We start from the raw sequence: 15,918 nt of genomic DNA, 5'->3' as shown, positions 1-15,918 counted from the left end.
ATTTGCGTTATCAACGACTGGGAAGAACGGGGCTGAAGGTGTCGTCGGTGAGTTTGGGGACGATGGCGTTCGGACGTTGGATCGGGGAAAAGGAATCTGCGGAAGTGCTCGATGCTGCTCTGGATGCAGGAATCAACCTGATCGATACCGCGGATGTGTACGGCAGGGGAATGGATCTGGGCAATCCGCTGCAAACGGGCGAATCGGAGGAGATTCTGGGCAAGCTCTTGCAAGGAAAGCGCAATGAGATCGTGCTGGCCACCAAAGTGAACGGCCGAGTAGGAAACGGAGTCAACGATGCAGGGCTCAGCCGATACCACATCATCCGCGCGGTGGAAAACAGCTTGCGGAGGCTGCGCACGGATCACATCGACTTGTATCAGGTTCATCGCTTTGATCCGCAGACACCGCTAGAGGAGACGCTGCGCGCTTTGGACGATCTGGTACATCAAGGAAAAGTCCGCTATATCGGTGCCTCCAATTTTGCGGCTTGGCAGCTGGCAAAAGCACATGGGGTCAGTGAGCGGCTGGGCCTGCATCGATTGGAGAGCATTCAGCCAGAGTACAGCATCATCAGCCGCCAGATTGAGCAGGAGCTGCTGCCTTTCGCAGAGTCGGAGGCGGTCGGAGTGATCGTATACAGTCCGCTGGGCAGGGGGCTTTTGACAGGAAAGTATCGTCAAGGAGAAGCGCCTCCACAGGGAAGCCGGGGAGCGGCAGGAGAACAGCGTTTGCTTACCTTGCTGGAGCAGGAACGCCATTATCAGATCGTCGAGGAGCTCAAGCCTTTGGCGGAGGAGCGAGGCTGGACACTGCCACAGCTGGCGCTTGCCTGGGTGCTGAACAACCCAGTCGTGACCTCTGCTATTTTGGGTGCCTCCCGTGCTTCCCATGTGACGGAAGCGATACGCGCGCTCGATAAGCCGCTCTCCCCAGTGGAAATTCAGGAGATTGACCGCATTACCCGCCGAGCGGGGACCAGACAGCTGACCAACTAAAAGGAGCGAAAAACAGATGGCGAAAATCGTTGTTATTTCAGGAAGTCCATACGAAGGCTCGAGATTGGATACGGTGCTGACACAGGCCGATCGACTCCTGCAGGAAGCAGGACAACAAACGGAGTGGATTCATGTCCGCGATTTGCCAGCTGATGATTTGCTGCACGTCCGCTTTGACAGCCCAGCCATTGTGCAGGCAAATGAAAAAGTCGCGCAGGCGGATGCTGTCATCATCGCCACGCCGATCTACAAAGCGGCTTATTCTGGGGTGTTGAAAGCCTTCCTGGATCTTCTGCCGCAAAAAGGTCTGGAGAACAAGGTCGTGCTCCCCGTTGCGATCGGGGGGACGATTGCCCATTTGCTTGCCATCGACTACGCACTGAAGCCGGTGATCTCTGCTTTGGGCGCCAGACATGTGCTGGCAGGTGCGTTTATTTTGGATGCTCTCGTGAAAAAAGGTGAGGATGGAACAGGGGAGCTGCAGGAGGAAGCCGCTGCACGATTGAAGGATTCGGTCGGACAGCTGGTGCAGGAGCTTTCCTGGCTGGCAGAGCGGGGAAAGGTTGGGCATACAAGCTAGCCGCATAAAGAATCGTGAGCAAAGCCCGGATGATTGCCGGGCTTTTGTGCATCCACCGATACCTCCTGCAGTTTGGGGGCAGGATTCCGCTCCTGCTATGTGTAATTATTTCCTGCTATAACAAAACCACAGAAGGAAACGAGGAGGGAAAGCGCGTGTCACAACCTGAAAAGAAAGTCACTTTTACTCATCCAGAGACGATGCCCAAAGGTTTCGGATATTCTCATGTAGTGGAAGCAACTGGCGGCAGAACGATTTACATTTCCGGACAAGTCTCTTTGAACCAGGAGGGTCAGGTCGTCGGGGAAGGAGATTTGGCAGCACAGACGAAGCAGGTCTTTGAAAATATCAAAGCGGCCTTGGAAGCGGTAGATTCCCGTTTCGAAGACGTCGTGAAGCTGACGATTTTCATGACGGACATTACGCAGATTCCAATCGTCCGGGAGGTTCGGGACACCTACGTGAACACGCTCACTCCTCCAGCCAGCTCAGCCGTTGAGGTGAGCAGGCTCATAAAGGAAGAGTTTCTCATCGAAATCGAAGCCATTGCCGTGGCGAATGCGCGCTGACCGGTTGGGGGACACTACTGGAAAGATGTGGGTAGTAAACACGGTACGAAAAGAAGGCAGGGAAAATCAACATGTCAGCGACGTATAAAAAGGTGTTTTGGGCATCCGGGTTCGGGTGGATGTTCGATGCGATGGATGTAGCACTTTTATCCTTTATTATGGTAGCACTGCGACAGGAATGGGGATTGTCCGGTGAACAAGCAGGCTTGCTTGGGACCGGCAATACCATCGGAATGGCGATCGGGGCGGTGGCTGGCGGATACCTGGCAGATCGGGTCGGACGCAAGCCTGTATTTATGCTCACGCTGCTGTTGTTCGGGGCGGCCTCTCTGGCGAGTGCATTTGCCACAGGCTTTTCGCTCATGCTCCTGTTCCGCTTCCTGATCGGCCTTGGTTTGGGGGCGGAGCTGCCGGTAGCTTCTACCTTGGTGAATGAGTTTGCCCCTCCGGAAAAGCGTGGCCGCACCGTGGTCCTGCTGGAGAGCTTCTGGGCCGTAGGCTGGATACTGGCCGCCATCATTTCCTACTTCGTCATCCCAGTTTACGGCTGGCGGGTAGCTGTCATCATTGGGGCATTGCCGATGGTGTACGCCTGGTACATTCGCCGCAATGTTCCGGAGTCGCCGAAGTTCCATCAGCGTGAGGAACGTGTTCCTTTAAAAGAATTGCTCACCTCCCACAAACGGGAGACGATTACGCTGTGGATCGTCTGGTTTGCCATTACGTTCTCGTATTACGGCATGTTTCTCTGGATGCCCTCGGTGCTGGTCGACAAGGGCTTTACGATGATCAAGAGCTTTCAGTACGTCCTGATCATGACGCTGGCCCAGCTTCCCGGCTATTTCGCAGCTGCCTATCTGGTGGAAAGATGGGGAAGAAAGTACACATTGGCGACGTTTCTGTTTATGACGGGCGTCATGGCGTTCGCTTTTGGCGGCAGCACCGGTACGGGAGGGCTTCTGCTGACGGGAGCCTTGCTCTCCTTCTTTAATCTAGGGGCATGGGGTGCTTTGTACGCGTACACGCCGGAAAATTATCCGACTCCTTTGCGGGCAACCGGAGCAGGCTTTGCCTCGGGTGTCGGAAGGATTGGCAGCATCATCGCTCCTTACCTGGTAGGGCATTACTCCGCGCTTCATTATAGCTACACGTTCATTTTCAGCATGTTTACAGTGGTCCTGCTAGTGGGGACAGTCGTCTTGCTTGCGATGGGACGAGAAACACGCGAGAAGCGAGAGACGAGTATCGCGTAAGGCTAGTAAAGGGCTAGAATGGCAGTTGCTTCGGCAATGACCCTCGTCTTCAGCTCCTCGGGTTGAATCGCCTTCATGCTTGATCCGTAGGAGAGCACCATTTCGCAGGCAGACTCCAAGGTATGAAAGTGCACATCGGCCTCCACCCATTCGCTATCGACAGGATGGGTGGATTTTATTTGGACGTAACGCTCCTGCTTCAGGCGTTCGAGGGACGATTCCCGGATACGGATTTGCGCTGGGTAGCGCGGCAAGCTGGCTTGGAAGGCAGCGGTCGATTGCTCCCAATAAAGGCTCAAATCAAAGTCTTCTGGTCTGACAAAGGATTCCTCCAGAATCTTGGCCTCGACAAGCCGGGAAATGCGGTATGTCCGCAAATCTCCCTCGACTTGTGCGACGAAATACCACGTGCTGCGCTTGGCGACGAGTCCGAGTGGATGAACGGTTCGTTCCACCGTCTCCGTCCCCCTCCCGTACCGAATAAAAAGGACGCGCTCCTGCCACACCGCTTCCTGTATCGTGGACAGGCAAGGAAACGTCTCTGTCGATTGATGCCAGCCTGCACCGTCAATATGGATGCGCTGACGGACGTACTCAGCATTTCGCCTGCTCGTCTCAGGTGTAGCAGCCAGCAGCTTTTGCCAGGCGGCTTCAAAGCTTTCCCTCATTCCGAGGTCACCTAAAGGCATGGTCGGGGACACGAGCAGCAAAGACTGAAGCTCACTTTCCTTTAAGCCCGTCAGATCGGTGCGATAGCCCTCGGACAGAGCCCAGCCGCCGTTGGTCCCACGCTCCGCATAGACCGGTACGCCTGCCATGCAGAGCGCTTCCATGTCCCGATGAATGGTTCGTTCAGATACCTCCAATTTTTCTGCGAGATCCTTTGCTGTCATCCGTCCATGGTTTTGCAGCAGCAACAGGATCGAGACTAATCGATCTGCTCGCATAAAAGCCCTCCGTTCGTTTGCCATTTTCCTCTCCATCGTATCTTACCGAATATGACAGCCGTTGTCATATTGGAACCGATACAATAGCGGTAAGTATTGCAGTGAATCATTTATCCAAAGGAGTGACAGACCCATGAGCCATTCAATCAAGACCATGCAGGGAAAAGTGGCAGTCGTAGCAGGCGGGACGAGAGGAGCGGGCAGAGGCATTGCCGTCATGCTGGGGGAAGCAGGAGCGACCGTTTACGTGACAGGACGCAGCGTGAGAGGGAACCCATCGGATTTGGGTCGATTGGAGACCATCGAAGATACGGCGGAAATGGTGACCGCAGCAGGGGGAGTGGGAATTCCGGTACGCGTGGATCATTCGCAAGCGTCCGAGGTTGCCGGCCTGTTTGAGCGGATCAAATCAGAGCAGGACGGTCAGCTGGATTTGTTAGTCAACGACATTTGGGGAGGAGAGTCTTTGACAGAATGGGGAAAGCCTTTCTGGGAGTGCTCTTTGGACAAAGGAATTCTTATGCAGGAGCGGGCGATTCATACGCATATGATCACGAGCTATTACGCTGCGCCGCTCATGCTTGCACGAAAGAGTGGCTTAATCATTGAGATCACAGACGGGACAGACTACCGGTACCGTGGCAACCTGCCCTACAGTCTCGCAAAAATCTCGGTGATTCATCTGGCGCAGGCGATGGCGGAGGATTTGCGCCCGCATGGCATTGCTGCGGTGGCGTTGACGCCAGGCTTTCTGCGCTCGGAAGAAATGCTCGATTATTTTGGAGTGACCGAAGAGACGTGGAAGGAAGCGGCAAAACAAGATCCCCACTTTCTGATGTCAGAGACGCCAGACTATATCGGACGCGCTGTTGTCGCACTCGCGACCGACCCACAAATAATGAACAGGTCCGGGAAAGCCTTCAGTACATGGGGGCTGTCCGACGAGTTTCCTTTTACGGATCGGGATGGAAGCCGACCGCATTGGGGGAACTACGCAAAAGAACAGGGATTTTAAGGAATCAATAAGCAAGGAAGAGCCCCTCAGCACCAGAAGGGGTTCTTTTGCTTTTCCAAAAAATCTATGATTTCTGCTAACTTTTTTATTTCCTACTGATTTCCTCTCTTTTTTTTTGATATACTCATGATGGTTTAGCTCATGAGGTAGGAATGGTGAAGCCCTGATGGATTTTTTTCTCGATATGAAAACGATCATCCTCACTTTGGTTGTTGGCCATTTGTTTACCGTTATCTTGATCAGCGCGTACTGGCGGACCCACAAAAAGGACGCAAAGATCAACGCCTTTTTCTTTGCCAAGTGTACGCAGGCTCTAGCGTGGCTGTTTTTGGCACTGCGTGGGGGATTGCCAGATGCGATTAGCATCTCGCTTGCGAACTCTTTATTGTTTGTAGGGGCTGCATTAGAGACGATCGCTGTTCTCATGCTGCTGCAAGCGTTTAACCCGACTACCCGGAAAATATATGGAATATTGACTGCATGGAATGTGATTGGTTTTCATCTGATCATTCTCTTCTGCAACCAGGAAGACATCCGAATCGCCTTTGCCTCTTTGGGAACGGCTTTGTTTATTTTTTTTCCCGCATGCAAGCTTTTCAAAGAGAGTGGGTCCTCCCTGCTGATGAAAATTATGGGCTCGCTTTATTTGTTGGTCATAGTGGCTCTTTTGGGAAGAGCAGTGGCAGCCGTTTTGTCTGGGAGCTCGATGGGGCTTTTCACGCCGGGACTCTCTCAGACACTCTCCTTTTTGTCATTGTATCTGGTGATGATCCTCGGAAACACAGGCTATGTTCTCCTGCTGAAGGAGCAGTCGGATCGTGATTTGGTCCGATTAGCCAGTCTGGATGATTTGACCGGAGTCTTCAATCGCCGAACATTTATTTATCGAGCTAGAAAATGCATCGAGCAGTGCGCCAAAAAGAAGGCTCCGATTACACTGCTGCTTTTCGATGTGGATCACTTCAAGCAAATCAACGATACCTACGGACACGTCGCGGGTGACTACGTCCTGCAGGATTTGACCCAGAAAATCATGCGGCAGCTGGCTCCCGGCGACTTATTCGGCAGGTACGGCGGTGACGAGTTCGCCATTATTTTACCGGGACAAGACGAGCAAAGATCATCCCGATTGGTCGAGCAAATCAGGGAGACGGCATTCCAGATGAGCCGGGCGAATGTAGAGGTACGCTATACATTGAGCATGGGCCTGCTTACCGTTGTGCCCAATCGCCATACGGAGCTGGAGTCTTTGTATCTTTCGTGCGACAAGGCTTTGTACCAAGCGAAACGAAATGGACGAGATGGGGTAGCGCGCGCTGTGAGTGAAGCATAGGAGAGAAAATTTGGTGTCAAAGGATATGTAATTTTCGATATAATAAAGGAAGGGAAAGAAAAGTAGGAAAATTCGTTCTGTAAAAGGTTGATTGCGATGACTACCAATCGGAAACATACTCCCTTCCTAACGAAGGAACTAGAAATGGAACGCTACCCGGTGGTATCCGCCAAGATTGCTGTTCCGCAAAAACATGTGCATTACTTGACGCGTCCGCGTTTGCAAAAAAAGCTCGAGCGGTATGCGGAGTATAAGCTGACAGTGGTAAGTGCTCCTGCAGGTTTTGGCAAAACGACAGTCGTTAGCGATTGGATCGAAAAAAACGCCGTTCCAGCGATATGGATCTCACTGGAGCCGGGAGACAATGCTTTTGCCCGTTTTTGGAGCTACCTGGCAGCGGCCGTGGATCAGCTCGAACCGGGTATTGCTGATCGACTCAAGCCCGTCCTTCATTCGTTTACCCAAGATTCTGCAGAAGCGATGCTCTCGCTTTTTGTCAACGAGCTGGCACGCATCGAAAGAGATCTTGTCCTCGTTCTGGATGATTATCATGTGATCGAAAATCATGCCATTCATGAGAGCCTCTCTTTTCTGATTGATCATTTGCCCTCGTCCTTCCATCTGCTGATCATCAGCCGCTCCATGCCCCCGATTCCCCACTCCCGTCTTCGCGCCTATCAGGAATTGCTAGAACTGGACAGCAATGATTTGCGTTTTACTTTCGAAGAGATCCGAGATTTACAGGCGAAAGTCATGGACACACCGTTGTCTAGTGAAGAGCTGAACGTACTGGAGAAAAAAACGGAAGGCTGGGTAGCTGGCCTTCATTTGGCGTTTCTTTCGCTGGCAGGGCGCAAGGATACAGCGTCGTTCCTGCAGGCATTTTCAGGAAATCAGCGCCATGTCGTGGACTACCTCGTCGATGAAGTCCTCCACTGTCAAACAAAGCCGCTGCAAGCCTTTTTGCTTCAGACCTCGATCCTGAGCCGTATGAATGTGTCCCTCGCTCAAGCAGTCACAGGAGAAGCTTCTGCCGCTGTCCTTCTTTCCCAGATTGAGCAGGACAATCTTTTTCTGATCCCGTTGGACGATATACGCAAGTGGTATCGGTACCACCATCTCTTTGGACAAATGCTTCGGAATCGACTGGAAAAGGAGTACAGCGACGACCATATCGGGTCGCTGCATCGCCGCGCGCATCGTTGGTATCAGGAAACAGGCGATTACGGCGAAGCCATTTTGCATGCACTGGCTGCCAAAGATTTTGAGGTGGCTGCCAGCTATATGGAGAAGAGCTTCCCTTTGATCATTCAGAGTGGAGAAGAAGCGCTCTTGCAGCGATGGCTGGAGCAGCTGCCGTTGCAAAGCATCCTCGATGTTCCCAATCTATTCTACTTTGAAGTGACGAGGCTGGCTTTCCAAGGAAGGATAGGAGAAGCCATGCTCTATTTGGAGCGGGCAGAAAGCCTTTTGCGGGAGGGGATAGGACAGATCTCGCCAGAAAAAGCGGAGGAGCTGGAGACAAAAATCACGCTGTATCGCGCATCCATCGCATACTACCAGCACGATATCGACTCCTTTCTAGCACTGGTTGGCGCCAATAAAGAGGGAGTGCAGCAGTTCGGACAGATCGTGCACGTGATGAACCTGGGAGAAGCCATGCTGTACCGCGGCCCAATCGGTTTTGGTGGCAGGCTGTCCAAAATGGCGTACCTCACCTCGATCCTCTCTGGTTCCGAACAGACAAGAGCTCTTTTGCATGGAGCGCTGGGAGGATATGCCCTCATCTTTTTAGCCGACTTGCACTATGAAAGAAATCTCTTAAGCGATGCAAACAACTATGCGGATCAAGCCGTGCGCTATGCACGTGTGACGAAGCAGGCTGGTGTGCTGGCGACTGGATCGATTTTACACGCAAAAGGGAAGCAGGCCGTCGGGCAAAATCAGGATGCCCTATTTCTTTTGCGTAGAGCGCGGGAAGATTTGCAGCAGATGCAGGCGCCTCGATGGCAGCAGCTCGTGGAGGCCTGTCTCGTCAGAATGCAGCTGGCAGCAGGACATACCGGAGAAGGCGAGAGATGGATCGCACAGCGTCATATGCAGGTCACCCAGCTGCCAAGAGTTTCCCAAGAGTACGAAAACCTGACTCTGGCGCGCGTGCTGATGGCGCAAAAGAAGACGGCAGAAGCGAAATCGTGGCTGCATCTGCTTTTGTTGGTGGCTGAGCAGGCGAATCGTGTGGGGAGCCAGATCGAAATCCTCCTCTTGCAAGCCCTCTGCTTTCATGGAGAAGGGCAAAGAGAGGAAGCGTTCAAGACATTGTGGAATGCCCTTGACCTGGCAAGGACAGAGGGGTACATCCGCATATTCTTGGATGAGGGCATGCCTATGGAAGAATTGCTGGAGAACGCGACTCAAGCGGATGGGCTGCAAGACGAGGAAACCTTGGCGTATGCAAAAAAGCTGCAGCTGTTGTTCAATCCTCGAGAGGGAGCGGCAGCATCGCTCGTCTCCTTTACGAATAGAGAGAAAGATGTGCTGAAATACATTAGCGAAGGCTTGTCCAATCAAGAAATTGCCGATCGGTTGTTCTTAACCTTGGGCACGACCAAGAAATACGTGCATACGATCTTTCAAAAGCTGGAAGTGAAGAATCGGGTGCAGGCAGCCAAAAAAGCAAGGCAAATGGAGCTGTGAGGGATCAGGGAGCATCGAAAGAGGGGAATTCGAAAAAGCCGGCGACAAACGTCGGCTTTTTCTCTGCAAGCTAAGCTTTGGTTCGACCAAGCGCCCTCCACTTGCGAACATCACCTGACAACAGCAAATTGGCAATCACACCCGCAACCAATCCCCAGAAGGCCGCGCCGATCCCCGCAATGGAAATACCGGAGATCGTGACGAGAAAGGTAATGAGGGCACTTTCTCTTTGCGACATGTCGCTCATCGCCGAGGCAAGGCTTGAGCTGAGAGAGGCAAACAGTGCGAGTCCAGCGATGACCGCGATCAGCTCCTTGGGAAAGGCGGAGAATACCGAGGCGATGGTCGCTCCGAACATGCTGAAAACGAGATAAAACGCTCCGCATGCAATTCCGGCAATATAGCGCTTGGACGGATCAGGATGGGCTTCTTTTCCGGTGCAGATCGCAGCAGTAATGGCAGCCAGATTAATCCCGTGCGCACCAAAGGGGGCAAGTATGATCGAAGCGACCCCTGTCGTCGTAATGAGCGGGCTGGCAGGGGTATCGTAGCCGTCCGCCTGCAGCACGCTGATACCGGGAGCGTTTTGCGAAGCCATCGTTACGATGCACAGCGGAATTCCCAGACCGATGATGGCATCTAAGGAAAACGTAGGCAGCGTGAAGATCGGCTGCACGAGAGCGACCTGGATGCCTCCCAGTTCAAAGCGATTCAGTAAAAAGGCAGCGATCAGCCCGACCAGCAGCGAAAAGACGACGGCGTATCGCGGCATCCAGCGCTTTGCCAAGAGATAGCAAACAATCATAGGCAATGCCAGCGCAGGCAGCTCTTGCAAGGAGACGAAGACCTGCACGCCAAAAGAAAGCAGGATTCCCGCGAGCATCGCCGTGGTAATCGCTGGAGGAACGTATCGCATGATCGTAGAAAAAAGGCCGGATACCCCAAGCAGCGTGATGATCACGGCAGAGAAGAGATAGGCTCCGATCGCGTCAGAGAACGGATAGACAGACAAGCTGGTAACGAGCAGAACGGCACCCGGCGTCGACCAAGCCGTAATGACGGGTGTCCGATACCGGATGCTGAGTACGATCGCCGTCAGGCCGCTGCCGATGGAAATCGCCCAGATCCAAGAGGACAGCAGTGCGTCACTCAGGTTGGCTGCCTTGGCTGCCTGAAAGACGATCAATAGAGGTCCCGCATAAGAGACCATGGTGGCGATCAAGCCCACGATAAGGGCAGAGACGGAAAAGTCGGCAGGAATCCTTTTTAAAAGAGAAAAAGACCCATGCTGTTGATGAGAGCTCACGAAAAAATGCCTCCTGATGAGGGTCAGCTCAAACTGTTGCCGGAACCCTTTTCATTTAAAATGTAGCGAATGGTGCGCTTGGTGATATTGAGCTTTTTGCTGAGCAGCTGGCGATCGCCCTTTGTTTCGGTCAGACCCTTTTCAATGATCGACCGGCCGATTTCTCCTTCCAGCAGCTTGATCCGCCTGAGCAGATATTCAAAATCGAAGCCGTCAAGAGAAGTGACGTTTCGAGTGATCGCTTCGACAAAGCGCTCGCACTCGCGATCAATTTGCTGGGTGAGCGCCAGTGGGAGCTCTTGTACAGGAGAAGGTGAGTGAGAATTCTGGATCGCCTTTTTGCGCAGACTTGCAGGAAGATGCTCTGCCCGCACCGTCTCGCACTCGTGGAGGGCAAGCGTCTGATTAAGCACGTTCATGAGCTGCCGCACATTGCCAGGCCAGTCGTAGCCTTGCAGCAGCTCCAAGGCTTCCTGGTCGATTTCACATACCTTCCCATTTCGTTTTTGCATATAGGCGTATGCGATGGTCGGGATATCGGCTGCTCGTTCACGGAGAGGGGGAATGGACAGCTTGATCCCTTCGAGACGATATAAAAGGTCCCGGCGAAAGCGATTTTGTTCGACCTCGTGCTCCAGATCGCGGTTGGTGGCCGAAATAAATCGAATGTTGCTCTGCCCGACATGCTCTGCACCAATTCGCATGAACTCACCGGTCTCCAAGGTGCGCAGCAGCTTCACCTGGATGGAGGAGGGAGCTTCTCCGATTTCATCGAGAAATAAGGTCCCGTTGTGAGCGAGCTCGAACAGACCCTTCCTTGCTTTGAGAGCGCCGGTAAAAGCCCCTTTTTCGTAGCCGAACAGCTCGCTCTCCAGCAAGGTTTCAGGAACCGCCCCGCAGTTAAACGCTACGAACGGCTGCGAAGAGCGAGAGCTGGCACCGTGCAGAAACCGGGCCATCAGCTCTTTTCCTGTGCCAGTTTCGCCTTCGATCAGGATGTGGATCGCTTTTTTTGCGAGCTTTTTTGCGATCGCCATGACCTTTGCCATCGGACTATCCGGGGCGTACAGGATCCCGTACTGGGCAGCTTCCCGCGATAGCTCGCTTTCTTCCACCGTAGACGACTCCAAAACGGCATCAATGATACGCTCGAGATCGTCCAGGTCGTCAAAAGGCTTTTCCAAATAGTCCCTGGCTCCCCATTGCATCGCGGTAATTGCGGACTTGATCGTGCTGTAGCCGGTCATGATCAGGACCTCGCAGGAGGGGAAGACCGCCTTGATCCGTTTGAGCAGCTCCAAGCCATTGGCATCCGGCAGCTTTAAATCGACCAGAGCAGCATGGAAGCCCTCCGTTTGGACCTGCAAAAGGTGTTCTACCTCTTTGCCTGTATTCGCCACGGTGACCTCGCAGCTTTTTTGACGGAGAAAGTAGGTAAAAAAGGAAGTGACCTCTGCTTCGTCATCCACAATCAGTATCCGTTTTTTCTCCATTTCGCGCCTCCTCTCGTAAAAGCGGCAGCAGCAGGGTGAACTGACTGTACTTGTTTTCTTCACTTTCGACAAGCAGCTTTCCTCCATGGGCTTCGGCAATTCCCAGACTGACAGATAAGCCGAGGCCAGTCCCTTTCGTGCTCTCCTTGGTAGAGTAGAAGGGGTGAAAGATTTGCGGCAGCTGCTCTCCCGAGATTCCTTCGCCGTTGTCGTAGACAGACAGTCCTACATAGGCTTGCGCTTCGTCCTCAAGCAAAAATGTGCGCAGCTCGATGCAGGGATTCTCTCGACCCGCTAGAGCATCCCGTGCGTTGAGCAGCAGATTGATCACGATTTGCTCGATTTGATGCCGGCTCCCGTGAAACTGCAGCGGCGGCTGAGTCAAATGCTTCGTGACCGTCAATCCCGATACGGAGAGCTGATAGCCGATCAGCCCGAGGGCGTCCTCTACTACTTCATCGATGGAAATGGTAGAGAACACATACTCTTCCTGCCGGGAGAAGGTAAGCAGGTTTTGAATGATTTTTTTGCAACGCACGCCGCATTGGTAAATGTCATTCATTAAAGGAGCAGTCGGTGTTGCTTTCATTTCCCGAAGGAGCAGCTGGGAGTTTCCGAGAATGGCGGTGAGCGGGCTATTCAGCTCGTGAGCGATCCCGGCGGCCATTTCGCCGATGGCGGCCATCTTGGCGGATTGGACCAGCTGTGCTTCGATTTTGATCTTCTCGCTCACATCCTGAAAGAGCAAGATGTTTTCTACCGATACCCCTACGTGACTGGCAATGAGGGAAAAGAGCTCGGCATCCTGACTATCTGCCGACTGCTCAGCCTTCTGCAGCAGAGTAAGATAGCCAAAAGCCTGATTGCGCTGACTGTGCAGCGGCACGGACAGAGCGTGATGGTCAGGGAACATCGCTTCAAGCATGACCTTCAAAAAGTCTTTCAAAGGGCGGGTGGGCTGTTCGACGAATTCCGGGACAACGCTTGTATGTGTATGGCACTGCCATTGCCCATCCTCCTGCGAAGCCAGATAGGAAGAGAGCCGTCCTCCTTTTGTCAGGGTAAGAACAAACCGGGCAAACGGGAGAATCTGCGAAAGCTGGCTCGCAATGTAGATGCTGGTCTCCGGCCAAGAGGCATTGATCGAAAGCTGCGTCAGCTGGTTGATGACGGCCAGCTGCCTGTTCTTCTTTTTCATTTCCTCCACGAGGTAGGTCAGCTCCGTGTAATAGCTTTTCCGAGAGGATTGGATGCCGGTCAGCTTCTCGAGAATTTCCTGTTTGTTTTGCATAGGCACGCCTCCTATAGAGCTTGACGGAAAAGGGTAGCGACATCGGTGGCATTCATGTCGCGAGGATTTGTCGTCATGCAGACGTCGAGCAGGGCATGGGCGCTCAACAGCTCAATCTGATCGGGGACGAGTCCGATCGCAGACAAAGACTCGGGACAATCCAGATCTCGTGACAGCTCCTTTACTGCTTTCAGGGCCAGTCGGGAGGATTCAGGAAGGCTTACCCCCGCCGTGCTTTCCCCGAGGCATTCGGCGATGTGCCTGTACTTTTCGGGGGCTGCAATAAAGTTGTATTCGAGCACATGGGGCAGCAGGATGGCATTGACCTCGCCATGCGGCGCATCGAGAAAGCCTCCCAGCTGATGGGACATGGCGTGGACGGCACCGAGGATGGCATTGGAAAAGGCGATTCCAGCCTGCAGGCTTGCCATCGCCATCGCCTGCTTAGCCTCCTCGTTGTACTGACTGGCAACGGAAGGGCGCAAATGCTTGGCGATCAGACGCATCGCCTGCAGGGAATGGACTTCGGTCAAGGGGGTAGCGGCGAGAGAAATATAAGATTCGATGGCATGCGTCAAAACGTCCATGCCTGTATTTGCCGTGAGCTGCCTGTCCTTTGTCATCAGTGTTTGTGGATCGATGATAGCGATGTCAGGGATCAGAGATTTGGAGATGATGGCCATCTTTACTTTTCTGGCACTGTCTACAATGATGGAAAATTGTGAAACCTCTGATCCGGATCCAGCGGTAGTTGGAACCATGACCATGGGAGGAAGCGGGTGAGTGATCTTGTCTACGCCTTCATAATCGACGATGCTGCCGTCATTGGTCCCGAGTAGCGCAATCGCCTTAGCCGCATCGATCGCACTGCCGCCGCCAACCCCGAGGATGGCGTCGCACTCCAGCGCCCGATACTCGGCGACACCTGCGTGAATTTCGTAATCCTTGGGATTGGCAGTCACATTGGTCCACAAGTGGTACGCGAGCTTTTGCTGACTGAGAATCTGCATGATGCGCTCGACCCAACCCGCGTTTACGACACCTGGATCGCTGACGAGAAAGACGCGTGTCGCTCCCAGCCTGCGCAAGCTTTCGCCGATCTGAGCTATGGACTGGTTGCCAAAGATGATTTCCGGAGTCATGAATTTGGAAATTTGCATGCATTCGTCCCCCTTTTTCCACTAACTAGTAATACCGCAAAGGTGAACAAATCCCTCTTCTGGCCAAAAGGTTGGCTAACGGGCCGATTTTTCGGCTAGTCTGGCCGAAAGAATGGCTCGCTTTCATGAGAAGGTTGCCAAAAGACGCGGAGAATAAAGCGCTTTCAGCTTGGCATGACGCTTGCTACAAAGAATGGCATCACACAAACCCATGCGGCTCATGCCGAAAGTGGGAATAAGGGAGGAAATAAGGGATGAAGGCAGCGGTAGTCAACGAGTTTCAAAAAAAGCTGGAGCTGAAGGAAGTAGCGGTGCCTGAAGTAGGGTATGGGGAAGTCCTGGTCAAAATCAAGACGTGCGGGGTGTGTCATACCGACTTGCACGCAGCCCATGGGGACTGGCCTGTGAAACCGAAGCTGCCCTTGATTCCAGGACACGAAGGAGTAGGGGTAGTCGAAAAGCTGGGTGAAGGCGTTACTTCTTTGAAGCTGGGAGATCGGGTAGGGATTCCGTGGCTGTTCTCTGCATGCGGAGAGTGCGACTATTGCCTGACTGGCTGGGAAACGCTTTGCCAACAGCAGCAAAATGGGGGCTATTCCGTGGATGGCGCCTACGCTGAATACTGCGTGGCACCTGCAGCCTACGTGGCGCGTATCCCAAGCGAGCTCAGTGACGTGGATGCAGCGCCGATCCTTTGCGCAGGCGTGACCACGTACAAAGCACTGAAGGTCGCAAACGTGAAGCCAGGGGATTGGGTAGCCATCTACGGAATCGGGGGCCTGGGACACGTCGCGCTCCAGTACGCAAAAGCGATGGGGTATAACGTAGTCGCAGTCGATATCCACAAAGAAAAGCTGGATCTGGCAAAAGAACTCGGAGCCGATGTGACCGTAAACAGCAGCGAGGTAGATCCGGTGGCAGCAATTCAGGAGCAGGTTGGCGGCGTACACGGAGCAGTCAGTGTGGCTGTTACCAAAAAAGCGTTCGAGCAAGCTTACAAATCCGTCAGACGCGGCGGCTCCCTCGTTGTCGTGGGATTGCCAAATGCCGAGCTGCCGATCCCGATTTTCGATACCGTTTTAAACGGTGTAACAGTAAAAGGTTCGATCGTCGGAACACGTAAAGACATGCAGGAAGCGCTGGACTTCGCTGCCCGCGGCAAAGTGCGCGCGATCATCGAGACGCAGCCGCTCGACAAGATCAATGAAGTATTGGAGCGAATGGAAAAAGGCCAAATCAACGGTCGGGTTGTTTTAACGATGGAGTAGGAAATCAA

Annotated in this window: 13 protein-coding genes; 8 read left to right on the top strand and 5 right to left on the bottom strand. The window is 53.3% G+C overall.

Annotated elements, in window-relative coordinates:
• Positions 1-2: 2 nt before the first annotated feature.
• The 4 genes from EDM59_RS12760 (at position 3) to EDM59_RS12745 (ending at position 3,400) form a co-directional block, all read left to right on the top strand.
• Positions 3-998: an aldo/keto reductase gene (locus EDM59_RS12760; RefSeq protein WP_183192904.1), complete on the top strand. Its 996-nt coding sequence runs from the start codon at positions 3-5 to the stop codon at positions 996-998.
• 16 nt (positions 999-1,014) lie between these two features.
• Positions 1,015-1,578, top strand: coding sequence for an NADPH-dependent FMN reductase (gene ssuE / locus EDM59_RS12755; RefSeq protein WP_122923936.1), 564 nt, complete (start codon positions 1,015-1,017; stop codon positions 1,576-1,578).
• Between the two features lie 200 nt (positions 1,579-1,778).
• Positions 1,779-2,147, top strand: a complete 369-nt coding sequence (locus EDM59_RS12750; RefSeq protein ID WP_246011030.1) for a RidA family protein — start codon at positions 1,779-1,781, stop codon at positions 2,145-2,147.
• Positions 2,148-2,218: 71 nt separating this feature from the next.
• On the top strand, positions 2,219-3,400 hold the full coding sequence (locus EDM59_RS12745; RefSeq protein WP_122923934.1) for an MFS transporter: 1,182 nt from the start codon (positions 2,219-2,221) through the stop codon (positions 3,398-3,400).
• Positions 3,401-3,402: 2 nt separating this feature from the next.
• Here EDM59_RS12745 and EDM59_RS12740 read toward each other — a convergent pair whose 3' ends face one another.
• Entirely contained in the window at positions 3,403-4,347 is a 945-nt protein-coding gene (locus tag EDM59_RS12740; protein ID WP_122923933.1) for a helix-turn-helix transcriptional regulator, read from the bottom strand.
• A gap of 145 nt (positions 4,348-4,492) precedes the next feature.
• On the opposite strand from EDM59_RS12740, the gene EDM59_RS12735 reads away from it, so the two are divergent.
• The 3 genes from EDM59_RS12735 to EDM59_RS12725 all read left to right on the top strand — a co-directional run bounded on the left by EDM59_RS12735 (position 4,493) and on the right by EDM59_RS12725 (position 9,392).
• Complete coding sequence (locus EDM59_RS12735) at positions 4,493-5,362, top strand: SDR family oxidoreductase (protein ID WP_122924052.1); 870 nt, start codon at positions 4,493-4,495, stop codon at positions 5,360-5,362.
• A 166-nt stretch (positions 5,363-5,528) separates the two neighbouring features.
• Positions 5,529-6,695, top strand: coding sequence for a GGDEF domain-containing protein (locus tag EDM59_RS12730; RefSeq protein ID WP_122923932.1), 1,167 nt, complete (start codon positions 5,529-5,531; stop codon positions 6,693-6,695).
• 144 nt (positions 6,696-6,839) lie between these two features.
• Positions 6,840-9,392 carry a winged helix-turn-helix domain-containing protein gene (locus EDM59_RS12725; RefSeq protein WP_183192903.1) on the top strand — a complete coding sequence of 851 codons (2,553 nt, stop codon included), beginning with the start codon at positions 6,840-6,842 and terminating at the stop codon, positions 9,390-9,392.
• A gap of 70 nt (positions 9,393-9,462) precedes the next feature.
• Here the strand turns inward: EDM59_RS12725 and EDM59_RS12720 are convergent, their stop codons facing one another.
• The 4 genes from EDM59_RS12720 to EDM59_RS12705 are packed head-to-tail and all read right to left on the bottom strand — an operon-like array spanning position 9,463 to position 14,642.
• A complete protein-coding gene (locus EDM59_RS12720; protein ID WP_122923930.1) occupies positions 9,463-10,698 on the bottom strand; it encodes a benzoate/H(+) symporter BenE family transporter in 1,236 nt (411 codons plus the stop codon).
• A gap of 23 nt (positions 10,699-10,721) precedes the next feature.
• Complete coding sequence (locus tag EDM59_RS12715) at positions 10,722-12,191, bottom strand: sigma-54-dependent transcriptional regulator (RefSeq protein WP_122923929.1); 1,470 nt, start codon at positions 12,189-12,191, stop codon at positions 10,722-10,724.
• Positions 12,160-13,482, bottom strand: a complete 1,323-nt coding sequence (locus EDM59_RS12710; RefSeq protein WP_122923928.1) for an ATP-binding protein — start codon at positions 13,480-13,482, stop codon at positions 12,160-12,162. The genes EDM59_RS12715 and EDM59_RS12710 overlap by 32 nt, the downstream gene beginning before the upstream one ends.
• A gap of 11 nt (positions 13,483-13,493) precedes the next feature.
• Positions 13,494-14,642: an iron-containing alcohol dehydrogenase gene (locus EDM59_RS12705; protein ID WP_122923927.1), complete on the bottom strand. Its 1,149-nt coding sequence runs from the start codon at positions 14,640-14,642 to the stop codon at positions 13,494-13,496.
• A gap of 254 nt (positions 14,643-14,896) precedes the next feature.
• Between EDM59_RS12705 and adhP the strand changes: the two genes are divergently transcribed.
• Positions 14,897-15,910: an alcohol dehydrogenase AdhP gene (gene adhP / locus EDM59_RS12700; RefSeq protein ID WP_122923926.1), complete on the top strand. Its 1,014-nt coding sequence runs from the start codon at positions 14,897-14,899 to the stop codon at positions 15,908-15,910.
• Positions 15,911-15,918 lie beyond the last annotated feature (8 nt).

The sequence above is a fragment of the Brevibacillus nitrificans genome (assembly GCF_003710965.1).
Taxonomy (GTDB): domain Bacteria; phylum Bacillota; class Bacilli; order Brevibacillales; family Brevibacillaceae; genus Brevibacillus; species Brevibacillus centrosporus.
Note: the sequence above shows the minus strand (reverse complement) of the source record. Positions and strands in the feature narration are given on the sequence as shown.

Bases quoted from the DNA above. Each gene is read 5' to 3' on its own strand.
- ssuE (WP_122923936.1), top strand. From the start codon at position 1,015: ATGGCGAAAATCGTTGTTATTTCAGGAAGTCCATACGAAGGCTCGAGA.
- EDM59_RS12750 (WP_246011030.1), top strand. From the start codon at position 1,779: ATGCCCAAAGGTTTCGGATATTCTCATGTAGTGGAAGCAACTGGCGGC.
- EDM59_RS12745 (WP_122923934.1), top strand. From the start codon at position 2,219: ATGTCAGCGACGTATAAAAAGGTGTTTTGGGCATCCGGGTTCGGGTGG.
- EDM59_RS12740 (WP_122923933.1), bottom strand. From the start codon at position 4,347: ATGCGAGCAGATCGATTAGTCTCGATCCTGTTGCTGCTGCAAAACCAT.
- EDM59_RS12730 (WP_122923932.1), top strand. From the start codon at position 5,529: ATGGATTTTTTTCTCGATATGAAAACGATCATCCTCACTTTGGTTGTT.
- EDM59_RS12725 (WP_183192903.1), top strand. From the start codon at position 6,840: ATGGAACGCTACCCGGTGGTATCCGCCAAGATTGCTGTTCCGCAAAAA.
- EDM59_RS12715 (WP_122923929.1), bottom strand. From the start codon at position 12,191: ATGGAGAAAAAACGGATACTGATTGTGGATGACGAAGCAGAGGTCACT.
- EDM59_RS12710 (WP_122923928.1), bottom strand. From the start codon at position 13,482: ATGCAAAACAAACAGGAAATTCTCGAGAAGCTGACCGGCATCCAATCC.
- EDM59_RS12705 (WP_122923927.1), bottom strand. From the start codon at position 14,642: ATGCAAATTTCCAAATTCATGACTCCGGAAATCATCTTTGGCAACCAG.
- adhP (WP_122923926.1), top strand. From the start codon at position 14,897: ATGAAGGCAGCGGTAGTCAACGAGTTTCAAAAAAAGCTGGAGCTGAAG.